This window comes from Streptosporangium sp. NPDC002544 (assembly GCF_040295965.1).
GTDB lineage: Bacteria > Actinomycetota > Actinomycetes > Streptosporangiales > Streptosporangiaceae > Streptosporangium.
This window is the reverse complement of the sequence record NZ_JBEOWJ010000001.1, coordinates 543,660-565,577: the sequence shown is the minus strand read 5'-3', so window position 1 is coordinate 565,577 and position 21,918 is coordinate 543,660. Positions and strand designations below refer to the sequence as shown.

Annotated in this window: 20 protein-coding genes; 5 read left to right on the top strand and 15 right to left on the bottom strand. The window is 71.7% G+C overall.

Going from position 1 to position 21,918, the window contains the following annotated elements; all coding sequences use genetic code 11:
- Positions 1-5: 5 nt before the first annotated feature.
- The 3 genes from ABT061_RS02590 to ABT061_RS02580 form a co-directional block, all read right to left on the bottom strand.
- Positions 6-2,642 carry a phosphoenolpyruvate carboxylase gene (locus ABT061_RS02590; protein WP_350911854.1) on the bottom strand — a complete coding sequence of 879 codons (2,637 nt, stop codon included), beginning with the start codon at positions 2,640-2,642 and terminating at the stop codon, positions 6-8.
- Between the two features lie 65 nt (positions 2,643-2,707).
- Positions 2,708-4,336 carry a hypothetical protein gene (locus ABT061_RS02585; protein WP_350911852.1) on the bottom strand — a complete coding sequence of 543 codons (1,629 nt, stop codon included), beginning with the start codon at positions 4,334-4,336 and terminating at the stop codon, positions 2,708-2,710.
- Positions 4,312-5,094, bottom strand: coding sequence for an ABC transporter ATP-binding protein (locus ABT061_RS02580; protein WP_350911970.1), 783 nt, complete (start codon positions 5,092-5,094; stop codon positions 4,312-4,314). The genes ABT061_RS02585 and ABT061_RS02580 overlap by 25 nt, the downstream gene beginning before the upstream one ends.
- Before the next feature lie 107 nt (positions 5,095-5,201).
- Here ABT061_RS02580 and ABT061_RS02575 point away from each other — a divergent pair, with 107 nt between their 5' ends.
- The 5 genes from ABT061_RS02575 to ABT061_RS02555 all read left to right on the top strand — a co-directional run bounded on the left by ABT061_RS02575 (position 5,202) and on the right by ABT061_RS02555 (position 10,103).
- Entirely contained in the window at positions 5,202-6,806 is a 1,605-nt protein-coding gene (locus ABT061_RS02575; RefSeq protein WP_350911850.1) for an acyl-CoA carboxylase subunit beta, read from the top strand.
- Entirely contained in the window at positions 6,803-7,009 is a 207-nt protein-coding gene (locus ABT061_RS02570) for an acyl-CoA carboxylase subunit epsilon (RefSeq protein WP_350911848.1), read from the top strand. The genes ABT061_RS02575 and ABT061_RS02570 overlap by 4 nt, the downstream gene beginning before the upstream one ends.
- A 101-nt stretch (positions 7,010-7,110) precedes the next feature.
- A complete protein-coding gene (locus ABT061_RS02565; protein WP_350911846.1) occupies positions 7,111-8,067 on the top strand; it encodes an NYN domain-containing protein in 957 nt (318 codons plus the stop codon).
- 111 nt (positions 8,068-8,178) lie between these two features.
- On the top strand, positions 8,179-9,600 hold the full coding sequence (locus ABT061_RS02560; protein WP_350911844.1) for an AlkA N-terminal domain-containing protein: 1,422 nt from the start codon (positions 8,179-8,181) through the stop codon (positions 9,598-9,600).
- A complete protein-coding gene (locus ABT061_RS02555) occupies positions 9,597-10,103 on the top strand; it encodes a methylated-DNA--[protein]-cysteine S-methyltransferase (protein WP_350911842.1) in 507 nt (168 codons plus the stop codon). Before ABT061_RS02560 ends, ABT061_RS02555 begins: the two co-directional genes overlap by 4 nt.
- 176 nt (positions 10,104-10,279) lie before the next feature.
- Here ABT061_RS02555 and ABT061_RS02550 read toward each other — a convergent pair whose 3' ends face one another.
- From ABT061_RS02550 to ABT061_RS02495, 12 genes are all read right to left on the bottom strand, one after another.
- The gene (locus ABT061_RS02550) at positions 10,280-11,203 is read right to left on the bottom strand and encodes a hypothetical protein (RefSeq protein ID WP_350911840.1); all 924 of its coding nucleotides are present in this window, start codon (positions 11,201-11,203) and stop codon (positions 10,280-10,282) included.
- Between the two features lie 46 nt (positions 11,204-11,249).
- Positions 11,250-11,894, bottom strand: coding sequence for a hypothetical protein (locus ABT061_RS02545; protein WP_350911838.1), 645 nt, complete (start codon positions 11,892-11,894; stop codon positions 11,250-11,252).
- A gap of 212 nt (positions 11,895-12,106) precedes the next feature.
- Positions 12,107-15,043 carry a hypothetical protein gene (locus ABT061_RS02540; RefSeq protein WP_350911836.1) on the bottom strand — a complete coding sequence of 979 codons (2,937 nt, stop codon included), beginning with the start codon at positions 15,041-15,043 and terminating at the stop codon, positions 12,107-12,109.
- 52 nt (positions 15,044-15,095) lie between these two features.
- Positions 15,096-15,503: a pilus assembly protein TadG-related protein gene (locus ABT061_RS02535; RefSeq protein ID WP_350911835.1), complete on the bottom strand. Its 408-nt coding sequence runs from the start codon at positions 15,501-15,503 to the stop codon at positions 15,096-15,098.
- Positions 15,504-15,679: 176 nt separating this feature from the next.
- On the bottom strand, positions 15,680-16,087 hold the full coding sequence (locus tag ABT061_RS02530; protein WP_350911833.1) for a TadE/TadG family type IV pilus assembly protein: 408 nt from the start codon (positions 16,085-16,087) through the stop codon (positions 15,680-15,682).
- Positions 16,084-16,464, bottom strand: a complete 381-nt coding sequence (locus ABT061_RS02525) for a TadE/TadG family type IV pilus assembly protein (protein ID WP_350911831.1) — start codon at positions 16,462-16,464, stop codon at positions 16,084-16,086. The genes ABT061_RS02530 and ABT061_RS02525 overlap by 4 nt, the downstream gene beginning before the upstream one ends.
- A 139-nt stretch (positions 16,465-16,603) precedes the next feature.
- A complete protein-coding gene (locus ABT061_RS02520) occupies positions 16,604-16,852 on the bottom strand; it encodes a hypothetical protein (protein ID WP_350911829.1) in 249 nt (82 codons plus the stop codon).
- A gap of 2 nt (positions 16,853-16,854) precedes the next feature.
- Positions 16,855-17,790 carry a type II secretion system F family protein gene (locus ABT061_RS02515; RefSeq protein WP_350911827.1) on the bottom strand — a complete coding sequence of 312 codons (936 nt, stop codon included), beginning with the start codon at positions 17,788-17,790 and terminating at the stop codon, positions 16,855-16,857.
- Positions 17,783-18,670 carry a type II secretion system F family protein gene (locus ABT061_RS02510; protein ID WP_350911825.1) on the bottom strand — a complete coding sequence of 296 codons (888 nt, stop codon included), beginning with the start codon at positions 18,668-18,670 and terminating at the stop codon, positions 17,783-17,785. The genes ABT061_RS02515 and ABT061_RS02510 overlap by 8 nt, the downstream gene beginning before the upstream one ends.
- Positions 18,667-19,968, bottom strand: a complete 1,302-nt coding sequence (locus ABT061_RS02505; RefSeq protein ID WP_350911823.1) for a TadA family conjugal transfer-associated ATPase — start codon at positions 19,966-19,968, stop codon at positions 18,667-18,669. Before ABT061_RS02505 ends, ABT061_RS02510 begins: the two co-directional genes overlap by 4 nt.
- Entirely contained in the window at positions 19,965-20,756 is a 792-nt protein-coding gene (locus ABT061_RS02500; RefSeq protein ID WP_030907648.1) for a hypothetical protein, read from the bottom strand. The genes ABT061_RS02505 and ABT061_RS02500 overlap by 4 nt, the downstream gene beginning before the upstream one ends.
- 1 nt (position 20,757) lies before the next feature.
- Positions 20,758-21,459 (bottom strand): CpaB family protein, encoded by a 702-nt coding sequence (locus ABT061_RS02495; RefSeq protein ID WP_350911821.1) that lies wholly within the window; start codon positions 21,457-21,459, stop codon positions 20,758-20,760.
- Between the last annotated feature and the right edge of the window lie 459 nt (positions 21,460-21,918).

The following is a 21,918-nucleotide window of genomic DNA, read 5'->3' as shown; positions in this document are numbered from 1 at the left end:
GAAGATCAGCCCGTGTTCTGCAGACCGGCGGCGACGCCGTTGACCGAGAGCAGCAGCAGGGTGGACAGGCGCTCGCGATCCTCCTCCGACAGCCCCTCGTCCGCGCGGAGCGTGGACAGGGCGCGGAGCTGCAGGTGGGAGAGCGCGTCGACGTACGGGTCGCGGAGCTGCACCGCGCGGGACAGCACCTTGCGGTCCTCCAGCAGGCGGGTGTGGCCGGTGATCTCCAGGACCAGGCGGCGGGTCAGGTCGTACTCGGCCAGGACCTGCTCGACGAAGTCGTCCCTGGCGCCGAGCGCGAGGTAGCGGGCGGCGATGTCGCGGTCGGTCTTGGCCAGCGACATCTCCACGTTGTCCAGCAGCGAGGCGAACAGCGGCCACTCCCGGTAGGCGGCGCGCAGCTCGTCCAGGCCCGCCTCGGAGATGACCGCCTCCAGGCCGCTGCCCAGGCCGTACCAGCCGGGCAGGTTGACCCTGGTCTGAGCCCAGGCGAAGACCCACGGGATGGCCCGCAGGTCGTCCAGGGACCGGGGCGCGCCGAGGCCGCGCCGGGCCGGACGGGAGCCCAGGCGGAGCGAGCCGATCTCCTCCAGCGGGCTGACCAGGGAGAACCACTCGGGGAAGCCGGGCGCCTCGGTCAGCAGCCGGTACGCCTTCTCCGAGGCGGAGGCGACCTGCTCGGCCACCGCCCGGAAGCGTCCCGCGGCCTCGGCCGTGCGCGCCTCGATGGACGGGGTGGAGGCGAGCAGCACCGCGGAGGTGACCTGCTCCATGTGACGGCGGGCGATGGCGTCGTGGCCGTAGCGGGCGAAGATGACCTCGCCCTGCTCGGTGACCTTGAACCTGCCGCCCACCGACCCCGGAGCCTGCGCGAGCACCGCCCGGTTGGCGGGACCGCCGCCCCGGCCCAGGGCGCCGCCCCGGCCGTGGAAGAGCGTCAGCGGCACGTCGTGCTCGGCCGACCAGGCGGCCAGCGCCTCCTGGGCCTCGTACAGCTTCAGCGTCGCCGCGGCCGGGCCGAGCTCCTTGGCGGAGTCGGAGTAGCCGAGCATGACCTCCAGGCGCCGGTCGTCGGCCAGCCTGGCCTGGACCTCGGGGATCTCCAGCATCCCCGACAGCACGGTGGGGGCGGCCGCCAGGTCGGCGCCCGACTCGAAGAGCGGGACCACGTCGAGCCGGGGGGCCCGCTCGCCCAGCGCGTGCGCGGCCAGCGCGTGCACGGCGGCGATGTCGCCGGCCGAGCGGGTGAAGGAGACGACGTAGCGGGAGCAGGCACTCACCCCGAACCGCTCCTGGATCCAGGCGATCGTACGGATCGTGGCCAGGACCTCCTCGGTCCGCTCGGAGGTGCGCCCGGCGGCGATCTCCTCCAGCGCGGCGGCGTGGACCTGCGAGTGCTGGCGGACCTCCAGCTCGGCCAGGTGGAAGCCGAACGTCTCCACCTGCCAGATGAGGTGCTGCAGCTCCCCGTACGCCTGCCTCCTCGCCCCGGCCGCGACCAGCGACTCCTGGGCGATCCGCAGATCGCCCAGGAGCTCCTCGGGCGAGCGGTAGGCCAGGTCGAGACCGCGCTGCCTGGTGGCCGCGATGCGGGCGGCGACGAACATCAGCCACTGCCGGTGCGGCTCCTGCGGGGAGCGGGTGGCCATCTCCGAGACCAGGTCGGGGTGGTCGTTCACCGCGGCGGACAGCGCGGCCCGCAGCTCGGGCGAGGCGGGGGCGTAGCCGGCGGCGAGGGTCAGCGAGCGGCCGATCCGGCCGGCGGCGGTCTCCAGGGCGATCAGCACATGCTCGGCCTGGATGAGCACGGCGTCCCTGGTCACCTTGGCCGTGACGTTCGGGTTGCCGTCGCGGTCGCCGCCGATCCAGCTGCCGTACCTGATGAAGGCGCGGGCCCGGGGCCTCTCGGTGCCGCCGCCCCCGCCGAGCGCGGCGTCCAGGGCGCGGTAGACCTGCGGGACCACCCGGAAGAGGGTCTCGTCGAAGGCCGCCATGGCGGTGCGGACCTCGTCTCGCGGGTCGAGCTTGGTGGATCTGAGCTGGGCGGTCCGCCAGAGCAGGTCGATCTCCTCCAGCAGCCGCCGGCGGGTCTCCGCCCGCTCGGCGGCACCCCGCTCGGGGCTGTTGTACAGGGCGAGCTGGCCGCTGATGCGCTGGATCGCGGTGACCACGGCGCGCCTGCGGGCCTCGGTGGGGTGCGCGGTCAGCACCGGGTGCAGGCGCAACTCCTCGACCAGGCCGGCGACCTTCTCGCCGCCGAGTTCCTGGACCGCCTGGGCCAAGGACTCCGGCAGCGGCTCCTCGCCGGTGTCGCGGACCCTGAGCGTACGGATTCTGAAGTGCTCCTCGGCCAGGTTCGCCAGGTGGAAGTAGCACGTGAACGCGCGGGCGATCTGTACCGCGCGATCGACGGGCCACTCGGCCACCATCGCGGTGATCTCGTCGACCGACACCTGCCTGCGGCGGGCACCGATGACTGCCTTGCGCAGCCGTTCGACATCGGCGAGCAGGTCATCGCCACCATGCTCGGCGATGACCTGCCCCAGAAGCTCGCCGAGCAGTCGCACGTCCGCACGCAGCTCGTCGGGCATCTCGGTGACAGCGGAGGAACGCTCTACCTGATGAGACACGGTGGCTGGCATGTTCGTCAGCGTACCCAGTCCGTTTTCTCCGGCGGAGACCGGTCTCACCCATTGGACTAGACCACTCAGACGGCCTTGGAGATCGCCTGCAGCAGCGCTGGATACCTGGCGAAAGCGGCTTTACCCGCGATTCTCCGGCCGCCGGCGGAGAGCAGCAGTCCGTACGGCACCGCCAGCGCGGCGACCCAGGTGAGGCCGAACAGCACCGGCAGCACGATCGGCAGCACGAGCAGGCCGGTGCCGATCAACGCGCCGAGCGAGGCCGCGAAGGCGATGCCGCCCTGCCCCGGAGCCGCACCTGTGAAGGCGTTCAGGCGCTCCGGCACGCTGTAGGGCATATGCACGCTGGTCAGCGCGCCCACCCCGAGCCCGACCCCGAGGACGCCCCAGGCGGTCAGGGTGGCCGGGACCGCCCAGCCGACGTCTCCGGCCAGCAGGGCCGCGACCAGGGAGAGCACCAGCAGCACCGGAACCCCGATCGTCGCCACGGCCAGGTGCCGCCCCGCGATGTCGGTGCGCCAGTCGCGGTCGGTGCCGTAGGCGACGGCGTTCATCCACAGCGAGCGGCCGTCGATGCCGAAGGCGTTGCACCACTGCATGCTGATCAGCCCCGCGCCGATGCAGGCGGGAGCGACCGCCAGGGCGACCCCGGCCGGACCGCCCTGCCCGTTCAGCGAGAAGGCCATGATGCCCGCGACCGCGACGGCGGCGAACCAGCCGACCCTGCCCCGCGGATCACGGCGGGCGTACCTGAACTCCTTGCCCACGACCGCGGCGAGCGGGCCGTCGGGCAGGACCCTGGCCAGCAGGCCCCGGGAGTTGCGCACCGAGGAGCTCTGGGTGGAGGCGTCAGGGGAGACCAGGGCGCGGCGCAGCGCCGCGATCCACAGCCACCCCACCCCGGCGACCAGGGCGGCGAGCACGACGATCGCCAGAAGGGCCGCCGCTCCTCCGTCGGCGACGGCGTGCGCCGCCATACCTGACGGGGTCCAGCGCAGCACCGAGGCGGTACCGCGCAGCATCGCCCCCGGGTCGGCCGACAGACCGCCGTTGAGCAGCAGGTTGGGCAGCTGTGCCGCCAGCACGACGAAGATCACTGAGACGGCCAGCACGTCACGGCCCCTGCGGGTGCGCAGCACGCCGGAGAGCGCCGTGGTGACCAGCCGGGAGAGGACGATGCAGAGCGCGAAGTGGAGCAGCACCGCCACCGTGCCCAGGAGCACCCCGCCGGCCCCCGTGGCCAGCCCGGCCACGGCCCCGATCATGACGACCAGCGTGGCGGCCGGCCAGACGCCGGTGATCGAGGCGGCGAACATGCCGGTGGCGAGCTGGCCGGTCCGCAGCGGGAAGAGCGCCAGCCGCGACGGGTCGAGCGTGTCGTCCAGCCCGAACGCGAGCAGCGGCACGACCGCCCAGCCCACCAGGAAGGCGGCGAACAGCACGGTGACGACGTCGCCTGCGACCTCGGCGGACGCGAGACGCAGCGTGGTCATGGCGAAAAAGCCCAGGGCGGCGAAGACGATCGCGGCGATCGTCGTGAAGACGAACCCCAGCAGGTGCTGGACGCTGCCGCGCAGGTTGCCGGCGACGAGCCGGAGCTTGAGCCGTACGAACACCGAGGGCCCCACCCGCACGGTCCCGGGCACCGCCCGCTGCCGATCCGGCGCGCTCATGCCGGGGTCGCGCCCAGCCATGACAGGCCCTCCTGCCCGCTCGTGCCGTCACCCCGGGCGCCGACCAGCCCCAGGAACGCCTCGTTGAGGCTGCGGCCCGCCCTGACCTCGTCCAGCGGCCCCTGGGCGACGATCCGCCCGCCGTCCATCACCGAGACCCAGTCGCACAGGCGCTCGACGAGCTCCATGACGTGGCTGGAGAAGACGACGGTCGAGCCGGAGTCGGTGTAGCGCCTGAGCACCTCGACGAGCGTGTTGGCGCTGACCGGGTCGACGCCCTCGAACGGCTCGTCGAGAAAGAGCACACCGGGGTTGTGCAGCAGCGCGGCGGCCAGGCCGATCTTCTTGCGCATACCCGTCGAGTAGTCGACGACGAGTTTGTCCGCCGACTCGGTCAGGCCCATGACCTTCAGCAGCCCCTCCGCCCGCTGCTCCACCTCGGCCCTGGGGATGCCTCGGAGCTGGCCGTTGTAGGACAGCAACTCCCTGCCGGAGAGCCGCTCGAACAGGCGCAGCCCCTCGGGGAGCACGCCGATGCGGCTCTTGACCGCGACCTGGTCGCGCCAGACGTCGACACCACCGATGTGGATCGAGCCCCCGTCGGGACGCAGCAGGCCGGTGACCATGCTGAGCGTGGTGGTCTTTCCCGCCCCGTTGGGACCGACCAGCCCGGCGAAACTGCCGGCGGGCACCACGAGGTCGACACCTCCCACGGCCACCTGCTGCCCGAATCTCTTGAACAACCCCTGCGTTCGCACCGCCTCGATGGCGTCCGGCATGTTCCCCCCTTCCAGGATCACGGCTCCGGCGATCAGCCGACTCATCCGGAAAACGAACGGTCGCCCCCGATAGTTCGCACTGTCAGAGAGCGGTTTACCCTGCTGGCATGAGCGAGCCCTTGAGCGCCGAGACCACGGCCGCCGAACCCGATATCCGTACGACGGCCGGGAAACTGGCCGATCTGGAACGCCGTCTGGACGAGGCCGCCCACGCGGGTTCCGCGCGCGCCATCGAGAAACAGCATGCGAAGGGCAAGATGACCGCCAGGGAGCGGGTCCTCGCCTTTCTGGACGAGGGCAGCTTCGTGGAGTTCGACGAACTCGCCAGGCACCGGTCCACCAGCTTCGGCATGGAGCGCGAGCGTCCGTACGGCGACGGGGTCGTGACCGGACACGGCACCGTCGACGGCCGCCCCGTGGCGGTGTTCTCCCAGGACTTCACGGTCTTCGGCGGTTCTCTGGGCGAGGTCTTCGGAGAGAAGATCGTCAAGGTCATGGACCACGCGCTGAAGACCGGCTGCCCGGTGATCGGCATCAACGACTCCGGCGGGGCGCGCATCCAGGAGGGCGTCGTCTCGCTGGGCCTGTACGCCGAGATCTTCAAGCGGAACGTGCACTCCTCGGGAGTGATCCCGCAGATCTCGCTGATCATGGGCCCGTGCGCGGGCGGCGCCGTCTACTCGCCGGCCCTCACCGACTTCGTGCTGATGGTGTCGGAGAAGTCGCACATGTTCATCACCGGCCCCGACGTGATCAAGACGGTCACCGGCGAGGAGGTGACGTTCGAGGAGCTCGGCGGCGCGCACACGCACAACTCCCGCTCGGGTGTCGCCCACTACGAGGCCTCCGACGAGGCCGACTGCCTGGAGTTCGCCAGGGCGCTGCTCTCCTACCTGCCGTCCAACAACATGGACGAGACCCCGGTGTTCGACGCCGAGGTGGTGCTGGAGACCACCGACTCCGATCGGGAGCTCGACACGCTGGTCCCCGACTCGGCGAACCAGCCCTACGACATGCACACGGTTCTCGAACACGTCCTGGACGACGGCGAATTCCTTGAGGTGCACGCGCAGTTCGCGCCGAACATCCTGGTGGGTTTCGGCCGGGTCGAAGGGCGCTCCGTGGGGATCGTCGCCAACCAGCCGATGAGTTTCGCGGGCACGCTGGACATCGCGGCCTCGGAGAAGGCCGCGAGATTCGTACGTACATGCGATGCCTTTAACATTCCGGTACTGACATTTGTCGATGTCCCCGGATTCCTTCCCGGCACCGACCAGGAATGGAACGGGATCATCCGCCGCGGCGCCAAGTTGCTCTACGCCTACGCCGAGGCGACGGTGCCGCTGGTCACGGTCATCACCCGTAAGGCGTACGGTGGAGCCTACGACGTGATGGGTTCCAAGCACCTGGGCGCCGACATCAACCTGGCCTGGCCGACCGCGCAGATCGCGGTGATGGGAGCGCAGGGCGCGGTCAACGTCCTCTACCGGCGCGAGCTCGCCTCGGCCGCCGATCCGGACGCCCAGCGGGCCCGGTTCATCGCTGAATACGAGGACACGCTCGCCAACCCGTATCTCGCGGCCGAACGTGGGTATGTGGACGCGGTGATCCGCCCCTCCGACACCCGAGTCCAGATCGTCAAGGCGCTCAGGACCCTGCGCAACAAGCGCGCGACCCTGCCGCCGAAGAAGCATGGGAACATCCCGCTGTGAGACACCTGAAGATCATTAAAGGGGATGCGACCCCCGAGGAGATCGCCGCGGTGGTGATCGCCATCTCTGCGCACACCGCGGCCGCGACTTCGGGCCCGAAAGCCCTGCAGACGCCAAAATCCTGGAGCAATCACTCACATGGCATGCGAAAACATCTTCCTACCGGACAAGGTGCGTGGAGATCGAGCGCACTGCCGAGATAGATCCTCAGAACGGGGTGTCAACTTGCACGAGAGTTGGGACCATCTAAGAAATGGGCGCATATAGTCAGCCGATCAGCTAGTTACGAGGCCTGGAGGACGACATGACCATCCTGGACCTCACGTCACACCCCATCGCCGCGAAGTACGCCGTCCTGGTCGACGTCGGGTACCTGTACGCCGCGGCGGGGGAGGTGCTTCTGAGCGCCAAGGAGCGCAAGGAGTACCGGGTCGCGGCGGACGAACTGATCCAGGCGTTGCAGAAGCACGCGGAGGAGCGAATCCACGGCGAGCTGCTGAGGATCTACTGGTACGACGCCGCCCGCGACCGGGTGCCGACCGTCGACCAGCGGGTCATCGCGCAGCTCCCCTGGGTCAAGGTCCGCCTGGGCAACCTCAACGCGAGGGGCCAGCAGAAGGGCGTGGACGCGCAGATCAGGAGCGACCTGGAGGCGCTGGCCAGGCACCACGCGGTGAGCGACACCATACTGCTGGCCGGGGACGAGGACATGGTCCCCGCCGTCGAGGCCGCCCAGGCCTACGGGGTGCGGATCCACCTGTGGGGGGTGGAGCCGCCGTACGGCACCAACCAGGCCGAGCGCCTGGTCTGGGAGTCCGACACCGTCGAGATCATCAGTGCCGACTTCCTGCGCTCCTTCTTCAGCCGGGCCCCCGCGCCGGTCCCGGTGCCGGCCGCCCCGAGCGCCCCCTCCCCCGCCCAGGTCTTCGCCGGGCGCACCGCCGCCGCCACCGCCACCGCCAAGCCCAAGGCCCCCGCGGGCCAGGTCACCAAGCTGGGCCCGAGCCGCCCGCGCGTCGAGGAGGTCGGTGAGCACGTGGCCCAGAAGTGGATCCTCACCCGCGGCCGCGACAACATCCGCGACCTGCTCCCGGGGCCGATCCTGCCCACGGTCATCGACACCGAGCTGCTCATCGAGGCGGAGAAGGAGCTGGGGCACTCCCTCCGTCCCTACCCCGAGGCACGCGTCTGGCTACGCGACGGATTCTGGGCCCGCGTCTACCGGGAGTTCGAGATCGGGGTCGGCGTCTCCTCCAAGTGACGCGCCCGCGAGGCACGCCTCAGCGGATCACCGCCCTCCCCGCGACGACCGCCACGACCATGTCCGATTCCCGCCAGCCGTACGAAGTGGGCTGCGAGTAGCGTCATCAGCATGTCCGTGAGAGAGCTCGACTTCGACGCCTGTTACCGCGCGGTGGCCGCGAGGGACGCCCGGTTCGACGGGCGCTTCTACACGGCGGTCACCTCCACCCGTATCTACTGCCGGCCGATCTGCCCGGCACGCACCCCTGCCAGCCGCAACGTGCGGTTCTACCGCCACGCGGCCGCCGCCGAGGCCGCCGGGTTCCGGCCGTGCAAGCGGTGCCGGCCCGAGCTGAGCCCCGGCGATCCCGGCTGGGACCACCGGGGCGACCTGGTCGGCAGGGCGCTCCGGCTGATCGACGAGGGGGTGGCGGACGACGGCGGGATGGCCCGGCTGGCCGGGCGGCTGCACATCACCGGGCGGCACCTGCACCGGCTGTTCACCACGGAGATCGGCGTGGGGCCGCTGGCCGTGGCCAGGACCAAGCGCCTGCTGCTGGCCAAGCAACTGCTGACCGAGACCGGGCTGCCGATCGTCGACGTGGCGTTCGCGTCGGGTTTCGGCAGCGTCCGGCAGTTCAACGCGACCATGAAGGACACCTACGGGTTCACCCCGGGCGAGCTGCGGGCGACCACGCGACGCAGCACCGACGTCTCGGGCGACGCGCTGACCCTGCGGCTACACCGCAGGGAGCCGTACGACGCCGCGGCCCTGATGCGGTTCCTGGCCGCGCGGGCGATCCCCGGTCTGGAGCACGCGGACGGCACCTCCTACCGCCGCGCCGTCCCCGGTGGCACGGTCACCCTGACCCCCGAGGCGGACCACGTCCGGCTGGACGTGAGCGTCGACGACACCAGCCACCTGGCCAGGATCGTCGCCCGCTGCCGCCGCCTCCTCGACCTCGACGCGGACCCCGAGGCCATCTCCGCCGCCCTTGGCGAGACCTCGCTGGAACCGCTCGTCGCCGCCCGTCCCGGGCTGCGGGTGCCCGGCGCCTGGGACGGCTTCGAGGTGGCCGTCCGCGCCGTGATCGGCCAGCAGATCTCCGTCGCGGGTGCCCGCACCATCCTCGGGCGCGTCACCGCCCGAGCCGGGCGCCCGCAGCCCGGGACGGGCGGCGACGAGGGGTTGACCCACCTGTTCCCGACCGCGGCCGAGCTCCACGAGGCCGATCTGGGCGGGCTGGGCCTGACCGGGCGGCGGGTGGCCACGCTGAAGGCGCTCGCCGCCCGGGTGGCGGACGGCGAGATCGACCTGGACGGGGCACAGCAGCCCGCCCAGGCGGTGGCCGGGCTGCTCGAGGTCCCCGGGATCGGGCCGTGGACCTCGGGTTACATCGCGTTGCGGGCGCTGCGCGACCCGGACGCCTGGCCTGGCGGAGACCTCGGCCTGCGGCGGGCCATGGCCTGCCTGGGCATCCCGGAAGACCACATCGAGCGGTGGCGTCCATGGCGGGCGTACGCCGCACTGCATCTTTGGAGTTCCGAATGATAGAAGCACAGGTACTCACCACCCCGACCGGTCCGCTGGCGCTGCTCGCCCGCGAGGGCGTCTTGGTCGCGGCGGGCTTCACCGACGCCCCGGACGAGATGTTCGCGCGGCTCTCCCCCGGCCTCCGGTCGGAGGGCCTGGTCCTGACCGCCGACCTGGGCCACCCGGCGCGTGCCGTACGCGACTACCTGGACGGCGACTTGAAGGCCCTCGACTCCGTGGCGCTGGAACAGCCGGGCACCCCCAAGCGGCAGCGGCTGCTCACCGCCCTGCGTGAGGTCCCGCCGGGCGTCACGATCAGCTACGCCGAGCTCGCCGAGCGGGCGGGCCTGCCGAGGACGGCGGCCAGGGCGGCCGGGGGCGCGTGCGCGCAGAACCTGATCGCGCCGTTCGTTCCCTGCCACCGCATCCTGCCGTCCACCGGCGGGTTCGGCGGCTACTACTACGGCACGCCGGTCAAGCGGTGGCTGCTCATCCACGAGAAGGCGATCACCGGCGAGTGACGCCTGCCGTCTTCGACCATGAGGCGCGCCCGGCTCGGTCAGCGGGGCGTCACGGTGCGGCATGAGGGCCTCCGGCAGATGTGAATCCTGGTCGACTCACACCACGTCACGAGGCCCTCGCCCATTTCGAGATCATTCGACCGGGTCGCCATCACCGACGTCCATGGGTGGCGCACCTATCCGGTCTTCCTGACGGTGCTCTGTACCTCGCCCACCGGGACGTCGCGGGTGACCCCGACCTCGACCGGGTCGTAGGCGAAGGGCACCACGTCGCCCTCGACCTCGATGGGCCAGACCGAGGTGACCGTCAGCACGTAGGCGTCACGCGGCTGGTCGATCGAGGCCCGCAGGTAGCGCACGCCGCAGGTGAACGCGGCGCCCTTCGCGTACGGCTTGCCGCCGGGGCCGCACTCCTCCTTGACCTCCGCCCGGTCTGCGGTGGTGCCCGCGTCGATCCGGATGTCCTCAAGGGTGGCGGTCACGGTGGCGCTCATCACCCCGGGCAGCGTCGCCGTCACGGACCTGGTGGTCTCGCCGATACCGCTCAGCCAGACCCAGGTCGGCAGGTTGACGTAGCTCTTGGCGTCCGGGTTGAGCTCGACCTTCGGCTCGGGCACGGTCAGCGCGGCGCGGGCGATCTCGACGAGTTCGGCGATGGTGATCCCGGCGGGCGGCGTGGTGCCGGGCGGCACCCACACGAACGGCTCCAGTTCGCTCCAGCAGGACTGACCGTCCGGATCGGCGCCGTTGTACGCGGGCGCCCACCAGCGCCCCTCCTTGCCGATCTTGTCCTGGAACTGCTTGAGGAACTCCTGGTACTTCTCCTCGGTGGGGTTCTTCGTGTAGCGGAACCAGTGGTCCCGCACACCCTGCTGGCTCGACAGCATGTCCGCGGCGTTGTTTCCGGGTTCGTACCAGCACGGGCGCTTGATCCGGTAGCCGTCGCTCTTGCCGGTGAGCCCGGTACCGGTGATGACGATCTGGGAGTTCTCCAGGCGGACCCCGGCGGTGCGGCCGTCCTGGTAACCGGTACCGGTGCTGCCTCCGAGGTCGGGGGGCGCGAACAGCAGCAACCCCGCGACGATCACTTTTCCGATCATCGAACACCTCCGGTTTCGGCGCCGGAGCCCGGCGGTGGGGAGAGAGTCATCGGAGACAGCCCTTCGCGCGCTCGTGGGGGAGTTCCGCGTTGCGGAAGAGCACGATGCGCCGGCTCCCGTCGTCGTGGTGTCTCATCGTGGCGGCCTGCAGGAAGGGCTTCTTGGTCCATACGGGCTGCTCGGGGACCTGCTTGCCGGTGGAGGAGTCGATCAGGCGCATCTTCGACTCGTCGACGCAGGCCTCCAGCTCCGCCCCCGCGCCGTAGGTCGAGCTGACGTTCAGCGCGTACAGCCGGGCGGTTCCCCGCACCGACCTGCGCTGGTCGAGGAACGCCTGCACCCAGGCGTAGGCGTCCGGGCTCGCGTCGCGCTCGACCAGACCGAGGTAGTCGGTGTCGCCGCCCCCGCTCGTGACCGCCCTGAAGACCCCGACGAAGTAGTCACGGAGGAGCTCGATCATCGCGGTCGTGTCCGCGTCGGGCTCGGCGGGCCACTCGACCACCACCCGCACCCCCGGTGCGACCTGGACCGTCTCCACCCTCGGCCCCGTCCGCGTGGAGCCGCTGGGAGAGGGCTGCGCGGCACCCGGCGTGGAGGTCTCGGCGGGAAGATCGACGGGACTGAACGGCTCGGCCTCCGACGGGGCACAGGCCGCCGACAGGAGCACGAACAGCGCGACCACGACACGCACACCGATCACGCTAGAAGCGCCCGGCCGCCGCAACCATCGATATGCACGATTCGGCATGACTCTTCCCTCAGCCTCGCCCGCCACGCGATCTCCCGCACCACGGCCCATCACCTCATTCCGTGCCCGACGACATGACGGGCCGTCCTGCGCGGCATCCGACCCGCCGCGACCCCGCATGACCCCCGGCGCGCGGACCGGGCCCGCCGGGCCTGTCATGCCGTCGGGGCCGAGCGCATCCGCCACGAGGGCAGCAGCTCGTCGATGAGGGCCTCGGTCTCCGGTGCCATCCCACCGCCGTAGGGGTGGGAGGCGGCCCGCCGGTGCAGGGCGTCGGCCACGGCACGCAGGCGGACGGGGTCGTCGGTGAGATGCGTGGCCCGCAGCAGGTCGCGCCAGAGCCCCTCGTCGTCGGCGGCCAGCAGCAGCCCGGCCCGCACCGCCGCCACCGCCTGGTCGGTCTCACCGCGGGCCAGCCGTACCTCGCAGAGCCGGTGCGCGGCGTCCGCGACACCCGCGGTCACGTTGTACTCCAGGTCGTCGGCTGCCAGCCAGGCGTAGCGGCCACGCGGGCGGCCGTTCAGCAGCGGACCCCGTACCAGGCCCAGTGCCCGATCGAGGAGCTCGGGACGCCCGCCGGGGTTGGCGTGCGACTGCCGGACGAGGTCGCGGAAGAGCATCCAGTCGGTGCGCACCTCGGGGCCGAGCCGCAGGCGCCCCGAGGTGTCGGCGTAGAGGTTGGGCCGCCCCTGGCTGTCGGTGCCCAGCCACGCGACGACCCTGGCGATCGTGGCGTCCCTGACGACCGCCTGCACGCCACGTGGCCAGAGGATGCCGCCGAGCACGACGGGGTGGACGCCGCCGGGGTGCGTCGCCAGGTAGACGACGAGCTCGACCGCGATCACGACCCGCCCCTCCTCCATCGGCGAGGGACCGACGACCTCGGCGGGGCCGAGGATCCGCACCTCGACCGAGGGTGTCTGGGTGACCGGTTCCGGCTCGTCGGCCAGCGGCTCGCCCTCCAGCCGTTCGGTCGCCAGGAACAGATCGATCAGTGCCCGGTACTGCCGCCGTGGCAGCAGCTGCGCGGCCACGTCGAACCCGAGCGCGTCCACCCTGGCACGGCCCTCCTCGGTGATCGTCCAGTTCCAGGTGGCGTGCGGCACGTCGCCCGCGATGACGTACCCGGCGGCGGTCCTGACGCCCTTCCTGGCGAGCAGCGCCAGGCGGCGGCCTTCCTCCTCGGTGGGGGCGATCGCGGACAGCAGGTAGTGCGGGGTGCAGACCGGGTCGGCGACGCGTCCGTGGATCCTGCCGGTGAGCACCTCGCCTCGGTTACCGCCGTCTTTGCCCGACGCCTCCAGCTCGGGCAGGATCTCCGCCAGGCTGCCCACGTACCTGATCCGCTCGGAGGCGATCACGGTCAGCTCCTCGCCGAAGCCGACCAGCGTGACGCGCATCCGGTCCGACCAGCGGTTGGTCGCCAGCTCCACGGCGAGCGCCGCCAGCGCAGCGGTGGCCTGCGCGCCCCCGATGCTGATCGGACCGTGGGCGGCCTCCAGGTCGACGAGCACCCGGCCCTCACCGCTGGAACCGAGCGAGACCAGCCCCGGGTACGGCGCGGGCGCGTCGGCGAGTGCCTGCTCGTCGAGCATCCGGCCCTCGTGCGCGGGAAGCCGCCAGACCTGGCCTCCGTCGTGGGCACTCCAGGGCGCGGGCGCGTCGGAGTCCGGCGGATGGATCCACAGGTCGAGGGTCTGCGGTGACAGGTGGGCCGCGTAGACCGTGGGCGGGACGCGGTTCTGGGCGGCGAGGGACCTGCCCAGCAGCCGGAGCCCGACGTCGAGCATCCGGCTGCCCGGGGCGTCCGCGCCGAGTCTGAGCGCCAGCTCGGCCTGGGCGGCGTCGTCCCTCGGCCGGGTGATCCGGCGCCCGAACGCCCGGTGCCAGAGCTGCCGCCTGCGCCTGCGGCCGAGCGCCACCAGCAACCCGGCCGCGGCCAGCGAGGCCCCGGCCAGGTAGTCGAGCATCTCCAGCCCGGTGTGCTGCCCGTTCTCCGCGGGCCCCGCCACCGCCGCTCCCGGGTCCGCCGCGCCGGGATCCTGCCGCCCGGGCGCGGTGGTGGCGGGCGCGCCGGTGGCCGCCGTGTCCGGACCGCGCTCGGCGGTCGCCTTGGGGACGGGCACCTGGCGCGGGTCGTGCGAGGCGCCGCGCTCGGCGGCGGTGTCGGGACGGTGCCCGGCCGCATCGTGGCGCCCGTTCTGTCCCCGGCCGGTCTCCCGTGCCTGGCCCGCGCCCTCGCCGGGTGCGGGCTCCGCCGGGAGGTCCGCACCGCCCGGGGTGAAGGTCTGGGTACGGCCGTCCAGCTCGGCGGGCTTGCCGGGGTGCTCCTTGAGGGTGTCGTCGCGCGGCTGGGACGCCGGGACGATGTGCACGTTGCGCGCGTCGTCCGGCATGTCCAGCACCCAGCCCGGCCTGATCAGGTCGGCCATCCGCAGGCGACTGCCGTCCGGCTGCTCCCGGTGCTGGTTGAGCCGGTAGATCTCCGGATACCGCCGCCCGTCACCGAGGCACTTCTCCGCGATCTCCCACAGGCTCTCGTGGTGGCGGCCGTGCGGCGGCTGCACCACGTAGACCTTCTTGGCCTTCTGCACCGGCGCCAGCTCCACCCGCTCGGCGCCGGCCGGGGCCGACGCCGCCGACAGCCCGGTCGAGACGATGGCGGAGGTCGCGGGCGGCAGGCTGGTCAGCTTCGCGATCGGCAGGGCCACCGCCGAGACGGTGAACAGCAGCATGGCCGCCGAGACCAGCCGGTTGGCGAACATCTGGGTGCCCCCGGAGAACGGCACCCGGGCCGGCATCCCGACCCGGCGCACTCCGGCGTAGATCTCGACCAGTACGCAGACCACCATCTGCAGCCAGGCGAGCCAGACCAGCAGCACGAGGATCGCGACGATCGTGCTCGTGCCCACCTGGCTGGTCAGCAGGTCGAGGTCGCGCAGCTCCGGCGGGAGCGGCGGCCCAGCCAGCCGGAACAGGGCGTAGGGGACCCCCGCGATGAGCGCGACCAGGACGGCCAGCGCGCCGAGGCCCGCCAGCAGGTCTCCCGGTGTGCGCCTGTCCTTGATACGCACGGGCTGTCGCGTGGGCATTCGTCTCCCTCCCCGTCCAGATTCGTCGTCGGTCAACCGGTGGGCCAGCGATTCACGGCAATTGGTCTGCCCCGATGTCCGGCCCCGCCGCGGCCAGGGCCTCCATGTCCGAGCCGGGGAAACCGAACGCGGCCAGGAAGAACGCCTTCCAGGTGACGGAGACGTTCACGGTGACCTCGGCCTGGGCGCCACCGAGCGCGCACTGGGTGAGCCGGACGTCGCCGGCGCCGTGCGCCGAGACGATCTCCTCGGCCTTCGCGCAGACCTCCCCCTCTCCCAGCAGCCGGGCCTGGCCGGTGGCGCGCAGGTGCTCGACGTCGATCTGGTCCGCGGCGGCCCTGGCGGCCTGCTCGGCGATGTCGGCGGCCCGCAGCCGGGCGTTGATGGCGGCCCCGCCGTCCACGAGCAGCCCGGCCAGCAGGAACACCACCACCGAGAAGATCACCGTGAAGATCGACATCGACCCTCGCTCGCCGTGGCGTCCTCTCCCGGCGCCCGAACCCGCCGGACGCCCGGACGTCCGGCATGCCACGGGCAGGGGTGCGAGGCGACACGGAGCGGGCGAGTGCCCGGACGTCCGGCACACCGTCGTTGGACGGGGGAGGCCCCGGTGCCGCGAGGGTGGGTTCACGAGATTCACTCGACTCTCCGGAACTGCTCCAGCGGGACCACCGAGTCGCCCTTCATCTCCTTGGCGGCGCCGAAGCCGAGGAACTCCAGATCCAGGGAGCAGGTCACCTGGGCGTGGACCCGGCCGCCCTCCTTCCAGTCGGTACCGGCCAGGCTGACCTCGGGCTCGCACTCGCCCGACAGCGCGGCGCGGGCCACCTCGGCTGCGGCGTCCTCGGCGTCGGCCAGCGTGCGCTCGACGGAGGCGGCCCTGGCGGCGTCCCTGGCGGCGCCGTTGACCTCGCCCTGGGCCTCCACCACCCTTCCCGCGCCGACCAGGAACAGCAGGAAGAGCAGGAAGACCGGGGCCAGCAGCACCGTCTCGGCGCTGAGCGACCCTCGATCGTCCCCGGCCACGGGAATCAGCCGGCTCACTCGCATCCTTCACTTCCGTCGTCGGGCCGGAAACACTCGATGGGACCGCCGAAGCGCGCGGTGACCGTGAACGTGGTGGAGGGCAGCAGCGGGACGACCTGGACCGCCGAGGCGGTCACCTCGACACCCCGCTGGTCGCCCTCCGCCCAGGCGGTGACCGTGGCGCCCTCCAGGAGCTTCGGGCCGACGGTCCGGATCACCTCCTGGGCGCGGGACTCGGCGTCCTGCTGCCAGGACTCGGTGTCGACCCGGGCCAGCCGCGCCCCCTCCCTGGCCGCGGCGTCGGCGATCTGGCGCCCGTGGAACCAGAGGGCGGACTGCACGATGAGCAGGATGACGACCAGCACCACCGGCATGATGATCGCCAACTCGATCACGGTGGCGCCGCGTTCACCGCTCCGGCCCCGTCGGCGCGCGGCCGAACGCGCACCGCGTCCCGTGGCGCCGCGTTCACCACTCCGGCTGCCGTCCCGGCCGGGCTTGGCCCCCCCGTTCCCGGAGCGGCCCCGCTCACGGTCACGGGTCTCCAAGGTCGCCGCCCCCGCCCCCGCCGCCCCCGCCGCCGAACTGACTGGAGATCTCCGCCTGCTTCCCCTCGACGAGGGTCTTGATGAGCGTGGCGAGGCCGAGCGCCACCCCGGCGATGATGGCCGTGATGATGACCCATTCGACGGCGGAGGCCCCCCGGGTGGGGGCGTTGCGCGCCCTGGTGATCCGGACGCTCAGAACGGCGGTCGCGTAAGTGATCCACGGATGGCTCAGCATGGTCAGGACCCCAACATCTTCATAGCGGCCGGAAAACTTAGAAAGATCACGAAACCCGCGCAGAGCAGGAGCTGGGCGACGAGCATCGACTGGGAGCGCTCGCCCGCCTGCCCCTCGATCTCGGCCAGCTCGCGGCGGCGCATGGTCGCGGCACGGGCGGTGAGGGACGAGCGGACCTTGGCGCCGTCGTCGGCGACCAGGCCGAGCGCCGCGGACAGGTCGCGCAACTCGTCGACGTTGATCTCGTCACCGAGCTGGCCGAGGGCCTGCCAGGGGGTGATGCCGACGATCCTGGCGTTGCCGAGCGCCTCGCGGATACGGGACATCGCCCAGTTGGCGCCTTCCTCGTCGGGGCCGGGACTGCCCACCGAGACCGCCATCATCAGCGCCTCGGGCACCCCGCGCCCGCCCGCCAGGTTCATCGCGACGAGGTCCAGGAAGGAGCCGACGACGTGCCGGAAGTCGCGGCGCATCCGCGCGGCGTCCCGCTTGACCTGCAGGTCCGGCAGGACGAAGAAGACCCCGGCGACCACGAGTGCCGCCCAGAGCGGGACGGTGAGGGAGACGCCCCAGTCCATCAGCACCAGCCAGCCGACCAGCAGCGGGAAGGCCAGCAGCCCGGAGACCGCCAGCAGCACCTTGGTGGCCAGGAAGCCCTCGAACGACCTGCCGAGCAGCGCCAGGTCGGCCCTGGCGGAGCGCGCCTCCCAGCCCCTGGCCGCGTAGAAGCGGGCCATCCGCTCCCCCAGGCCGCGCCGGAAGACGCTGACCTCCTCGTCGGGCAGGATGAGCCGGGCGCGAGGCGCGTCGGTGCCCTCGCGGGCCGCGTCGAGCGCCAGCAGCCGCGTCACCAGCCCTGGGCGGGCCGGGAACAGCGCCCGGAACAGCAGGAACAGGCCCATCCCGAGCACGGAGCCCGCCAGCAGCGCCTCAGTCATCGGACACCTCACCCCCGGAGGGCAGGCCCAGCAGGCGGGCGGGTTTGTCGAAGCGAGCCAGGCGGCGCATCCAGGCGAACCCCGCGCCGAACAGCCCGGCGACCACCACGAGCACGGCCTGGCCGAGCGCGTTGTCGTACTCCTCGACGTAGGAGGGGTTGAACACCACGAGCATGACGGCGAAGGCGATGGCCGTGCCGACCACGATCTGCACGCTCCGCCGGGTGGAGCGGCGCTCGGCCTCGACCCGGCGGCGCATGTCGAGCTCCTCGCGGGCGGAGACGGCCAGCGCGCCGAGCACGTCACGCAGGCCGGGGCCGCGCAGCTTGGAGTTGAGGATGAGGGCGGCCACGACCAGGTCGGCGGAGGGGTCGTCGAGCTCGTCGGCGAAGCGCCTGAGCGCGTCGGGCAGCGCCATCCTGGTGTGCAGGCGGTCGACCATCGACCGCAGGTGCGGGCGGAGCGTGGGGGCCGCCGCCCGGATCGAGGACGGGATCGCCTGCTCCAGCCCGGCCGCCCCGGCGATGGTGTCGCGGAGCGACTCGGTCCAGGCGGCCAGTGCCTCCAGCCTGCGCATCGCGGTCCGCTCCTCGGCGGCTCCGCCGGACAGGCCCCGCCAGGCCAGGGCGAGGAGCACGGCTCCGACCGCCATGACCGGCCACCCGGTCACCACGAGCACGACCACCCCGACGATGACCCCCACCGCGGTACGGGTGGACAGCGTGCGGACGAACTCGCGCCTGCCCGCCTGCCTGCCGGGGGACGACGGGCGGGGGCGCACCCCGTACAGCGCGACGACGAGCAGGAACAGCCCCGCGCCGATCGCGATGCCGGCCAGCAGCACCAGCGGGTCGAACAGGCCCGGAGGCAGGGAGGTCATGTCCAGCCTCCCGGGTCGTAGCCGAAGTGGGCGAGCTCCTCCAGGCACGACAGCGGCGCGTGTGGCGCGACCCGGCCGTCGGGCGTCATGGCGAACACCTCCGAGGAGAGCACCCTGCCGTCCACTCCGGCCACCTCGCGCACGCTCGACACGAAGCGCCGCAGCCTGCCTCCCACCGCGTAGTCGTTGCGCTTCTCGATGAACACCACGAAGTCGATCGCGCCCGCGATGAGCATGTGGGTGGCCTCGATCGGCAGGCGCTCCGTGGCCTGGAGCGCGTAGGTCGCGATGCGGTTGAAGACCTCCATCGAGGAGTTGGCGTGAATCGTCGACAGCGAGCCGTCGTTGCCCTGGGTCATCGCGTTGAGCATGGTGACGATCTCGTCGCCGAGGACCTCTCCGACGATCACCCTGGACGGGTTCATGCGCAGGGAGCGGCGGACCAGTTCCGCCATGGTGATCTCGCCCTGGCCCTCGGAATTGGGCAGCCGCTGCTCGAAGGCGACCACGTTGGGATGGAGTTCCGGGAATTGGTCGAGGCCGAGTTCGAGGGCGCGCTCGACGGTGATGAGCCGCTCGGAGGGCGGAATCTCATTGGCCAGGGCGCGCAGCAGTGTCGTTTTCCCGGCGTTGGTCGAACCGGAAATCATGATGTTCTTCCTGGCCGCCACCGCCGCCGCCAGAAAACGCCCCAGCTCCGGGGTCAGGCTGCCGTTTCCCACCAGGTCGCTGAGGAAGACCTTGCCCAGCCGGGAGCGGCGGATGGAGATGGACGGGCGGACCGTCACGTCCATCACGGCCGAGAGCCGGGAGCCGTCGGGAAGGCGCAGGTCGAGCTGGGGGTTGGCGGTGTCGAACGGCCTGCTGGACAGGCCGCTGTAGGCGGCGAGGATCTGGACCAGCTCGACCAGTTCCTCGTCGGACTCGGCCACGGGCTCACGCATGATCTCCTGGCCGTCGGCGTAGCCGACGAACACCCGGTCGCAGCCGTTGATGTCGATGTTCTCGACCTCGGGGTCGTCCAGCAGGGGTTGGAGGCGGCCGACGCCGAACAGGGCCGCGTGGATCCCCGCGGCCAGCGCCTCCTCCTCCTCGGCGGTGGGCGGGGTCCTGCCGACACCGATCTCGCCGCGGGCGAACTCCTCCAGGATCTGGGCGATCAGCGCGCGGGCGAACTGGCGTTCGTCCTCACCGGTCATCGGCTGCAGGCCGCTGGCCTGGTCCAGGCGGCGCTGGTGGGCCAGCCTGTCTCCGACGTCCTGCCGGAAGCGCTTCACCAGCGTGTGGTCGATGGTCACGGCCTGGCTCCGCTCGACGGCTCGACGGGCACGCCCATGACCGGCTCGGGAGCGCTGACCTGTGCGGCGAGGCGGCCGCCCAGCTCCCGGGCGGTGCGGATCAGCAGGGAGCGGTCCAGGCGCCCGCCCCACTGGCCGCGCAGCAGCTCCGCGCCCTTGGGGTCGTGCGCGAGCCCGCTCACGAAGGCGAGGTTCCTGCCGGTGCCCACGACGATCCGGCGGACCTCCTCGATCGTCGTGCGGTACTGCCGGGGATCGGCGATCACGACCACGCCCACCTGCGGCTCGCGAGGCATGATCTGCAGGCGTTCCCGCAGGTGGGCGACGTGGTCCAGGCTCGCCCTGGTGAACAGCACCACCAGCGAGGCCTCCGCGGTCAGCTCGGCCAGCTGGGGGTGGCCGCCGAGGCGTCCGCAGTCGGCCAGCACGTCGGCGCCGGGCATCGTGGCCAGTGCCCGGCCGAGCGGACCCCAGAGCCAGGTCAGTCCGGCCGCCTGTTCGCCGTGGGTCAGCCCCGCCAGTATGTCCAGACCACCGATGATCTTCTGGGTGTGCTCGTGGATCTGTTCCGGGTGCAGGCCGCGCCGGGCCGTGGCCCCCAGGGTGAGCAGGCCCCTGGCCGGGTTGAGCACGCCGCCGTCGGCCGCGGGCAGGCGGTAGGCGAGATCTCCGCCCGCCGGGTCGCACTCGGCGAGCAGCACCGGGCGCGGCCAGATCGCGCCGAGCGCGGTGGCCGCCGTGGTCACTCCGGGTGCGCCCTTGTCCGCGGCCAGCACGATGAGCGCCACGTCAGCGTGCTCCCGGCAACTCGGCGAGCGCGATCTCACCGGTGGAGGCGTACGCGACGACCTCCGGTGAGATGGAACTGTCCACGATGATGGTGACCAGGCCGTTCGCACCGCTCCTGCCGGGCGTGCCGACCTGGTGGACCAGGGCGCTCTGCGCCAGCACCCGCCGCTCCTGGCCGGCGCCGCCGCCCCTGCTCGGCACGTAGACGACCTGGACCCGGTCTCCGCGCTCCAGGGTGCCCGGTGACTGGCCGGGTTTGAGGGCGAGACCGACCTGGGCCTTGCCGGGGCCCAGCTCCCTGCTGGTGGAGACCACCATCTCGCGGGTCAGGAGCGTTCCGGGGATGAGGGTGACGCGGGCGAAGTTCTCCGCGACGCGGGCGCGCTGGGACCAGGCCACGTAGCCGATGCCGGTGTCGGCGATCTGGACCTCCTTGAGCATCGCCTCGGTGAACTGCTGGCCGGCGCCGATCTGCTGGGAGACGGCGATCGCCGAGACGCGGTCGCCGCTGCGCAGGACGAGCAGGGTGGTGGCGAGGGCGCCGCCCAGGATGAGAAGGACGGCGAGGGCGGCGAGGGCTGGTTTGCGCTCGCGTGGGGGCACGGGAAGCTTGCGCGACGCCGGCCCGGACAGGGTGCCCGCCGACGACTGGCGCTCGGCGTTCACCGGGACACGGCCCGTTGGCTTCTCACTGGTCCTCATGGGTAGGGGGACTCCCAGAGTGATCATAAATATGGGGACTACTGGTCGAATTTACGCCATTATGCGCACCATGCCGACGGGCTGCCGGACAAAAACCAGAACCCATGCTCGTTTGATAGGAACACGTCTGTCAACGCCGCTTCAGAAGAAAGTGGCGGTTTCGCTAGATGACGGGACACTTATCTGGGTGATAAGGACGGTAATTAACTCCTGCACCAATCGTCCCAGCATTTACCTCCATCATTACGGCACCCCATCTCCTCCTTCACTCCATCGCTCACGGGATGTGCGCCCTCCTTAACCCTGAACCTGTTCAAAATGTGGCACCCTGGAAAGATGGCCACATCATCCGGGCGTGACGCCTCGGGCGGGGGACGGGTCAGGCTCCTTTTCCGCTCGGCGGCCGGGCGAATGCGCCGTCGCGGGGTCGAACGCCTCACCGCCGCCCCCGCGACGGAG

Excerpts from the sequence above, each read along its gene's own strand:
- ABT061_RS02580 (WP_350911970.1), bottom strand. The coding sequence starts at position 5,094 with ATGCCGGACGCCATCGAGGCGGTGCGAACGCAGGGGTTGTTCAAGAGA.
- ABT061_RS02540 (WP_350911836.1), bottom strand. The coding sequence starts at position 15,043 with ATGCCCACGCGACAGCCCGTGCGTATCAAGGACAGGCGCACACCGGGA.
- ABT061_RS02495 (WP_350911821.1), bottom strand. The coding sequence starts at position 21,459 with ATGAGGACCAGTGAGAAGCCAACGGGCCGTGTCCCGGTGAACGCCGAG.
- ABT061_RS02560 (WP_350911844.1), top strand. The coding sequence starts at position 8,179 with ATGTCCGTGAGAGAGCTCGACTTCGACGCCTGTTACCGCGCGGTGGCC.
- ABT061_RS02575 (WP_350911850.1), top strand. The coding sequence starts at position 5,202 with ATGAGCGAGCCCTTGAGCGCCGAGACCACGGCCGCCGAACCCGATATC.
- ABT061_RS02515 (WP_350911827.1), bottom strand. The coding sequence starts at position 17,790 with ATGACTGAGGCGCTGCTGGCGGGCTCCGTGCTCGGGATGGGCCTGTTC.
- ABT061_RS02590 (WP_350911854.1), bottom strand. The coding sequence starts at position 2,642 with ATGCCAGCCACCGTGTCTCATCAGGTAGAGCGTTCCTCCGCTGTCACC.
- ABT061_RS02520 (WP_350911829.1), bottom strand. The coding sequence starts at position 16,852 with ATGCTGAGCCATCCGTGGATCACTTACGCGACCGCCGTTCTGAGCGTC.
- ABT061_RS02535 (WP_350911835.1), bottom strand. The coding sequence starts at position 15,503 with ATGTCGATCTTCACGGTGATCTTCTCGGTGGTGGTGTTCCTGCTGGCC.
- ABT061_RS02550 (WP_350911840.1), bottom strand. The coding sequence starts at position 11,203 with ATGATCGGAAAAGTGATCGTCGCGGGGTTGCTGCTGTTCGCGCCCCCC.
- ABT061_RS02585 (WP_350911852.1), bottom strand. The coding sequence starts at position 4,336 with ATGGCTGGGCGCGACCCCGGCATGAGCGCGCCGGATCGGCAGCGGGCG.
- ABT061_RS02555 (WP_350911842.1), top strand. The coding sequence starts at position 9,597 with ATGATAGAAGCACAGGTACTCACCACCCCGACCGGTCCGCTGGCGCTG.
- ABT061_RS02510 (WP_350911825.1), bottom strand. The coding sequence starts at position 18,670 with ATGACCTCCCTGCCTCCGGGCCTGTTCGACCCGCTGGTGCTGCTGGCC.
- ABT061_RS02565 (WP_350911846.1), top strand. The coding sequence starts at position 7,111 with ATGACCATCCTGGACCTCACGTCACACCCCATCGCCGCGAAGTACGCC.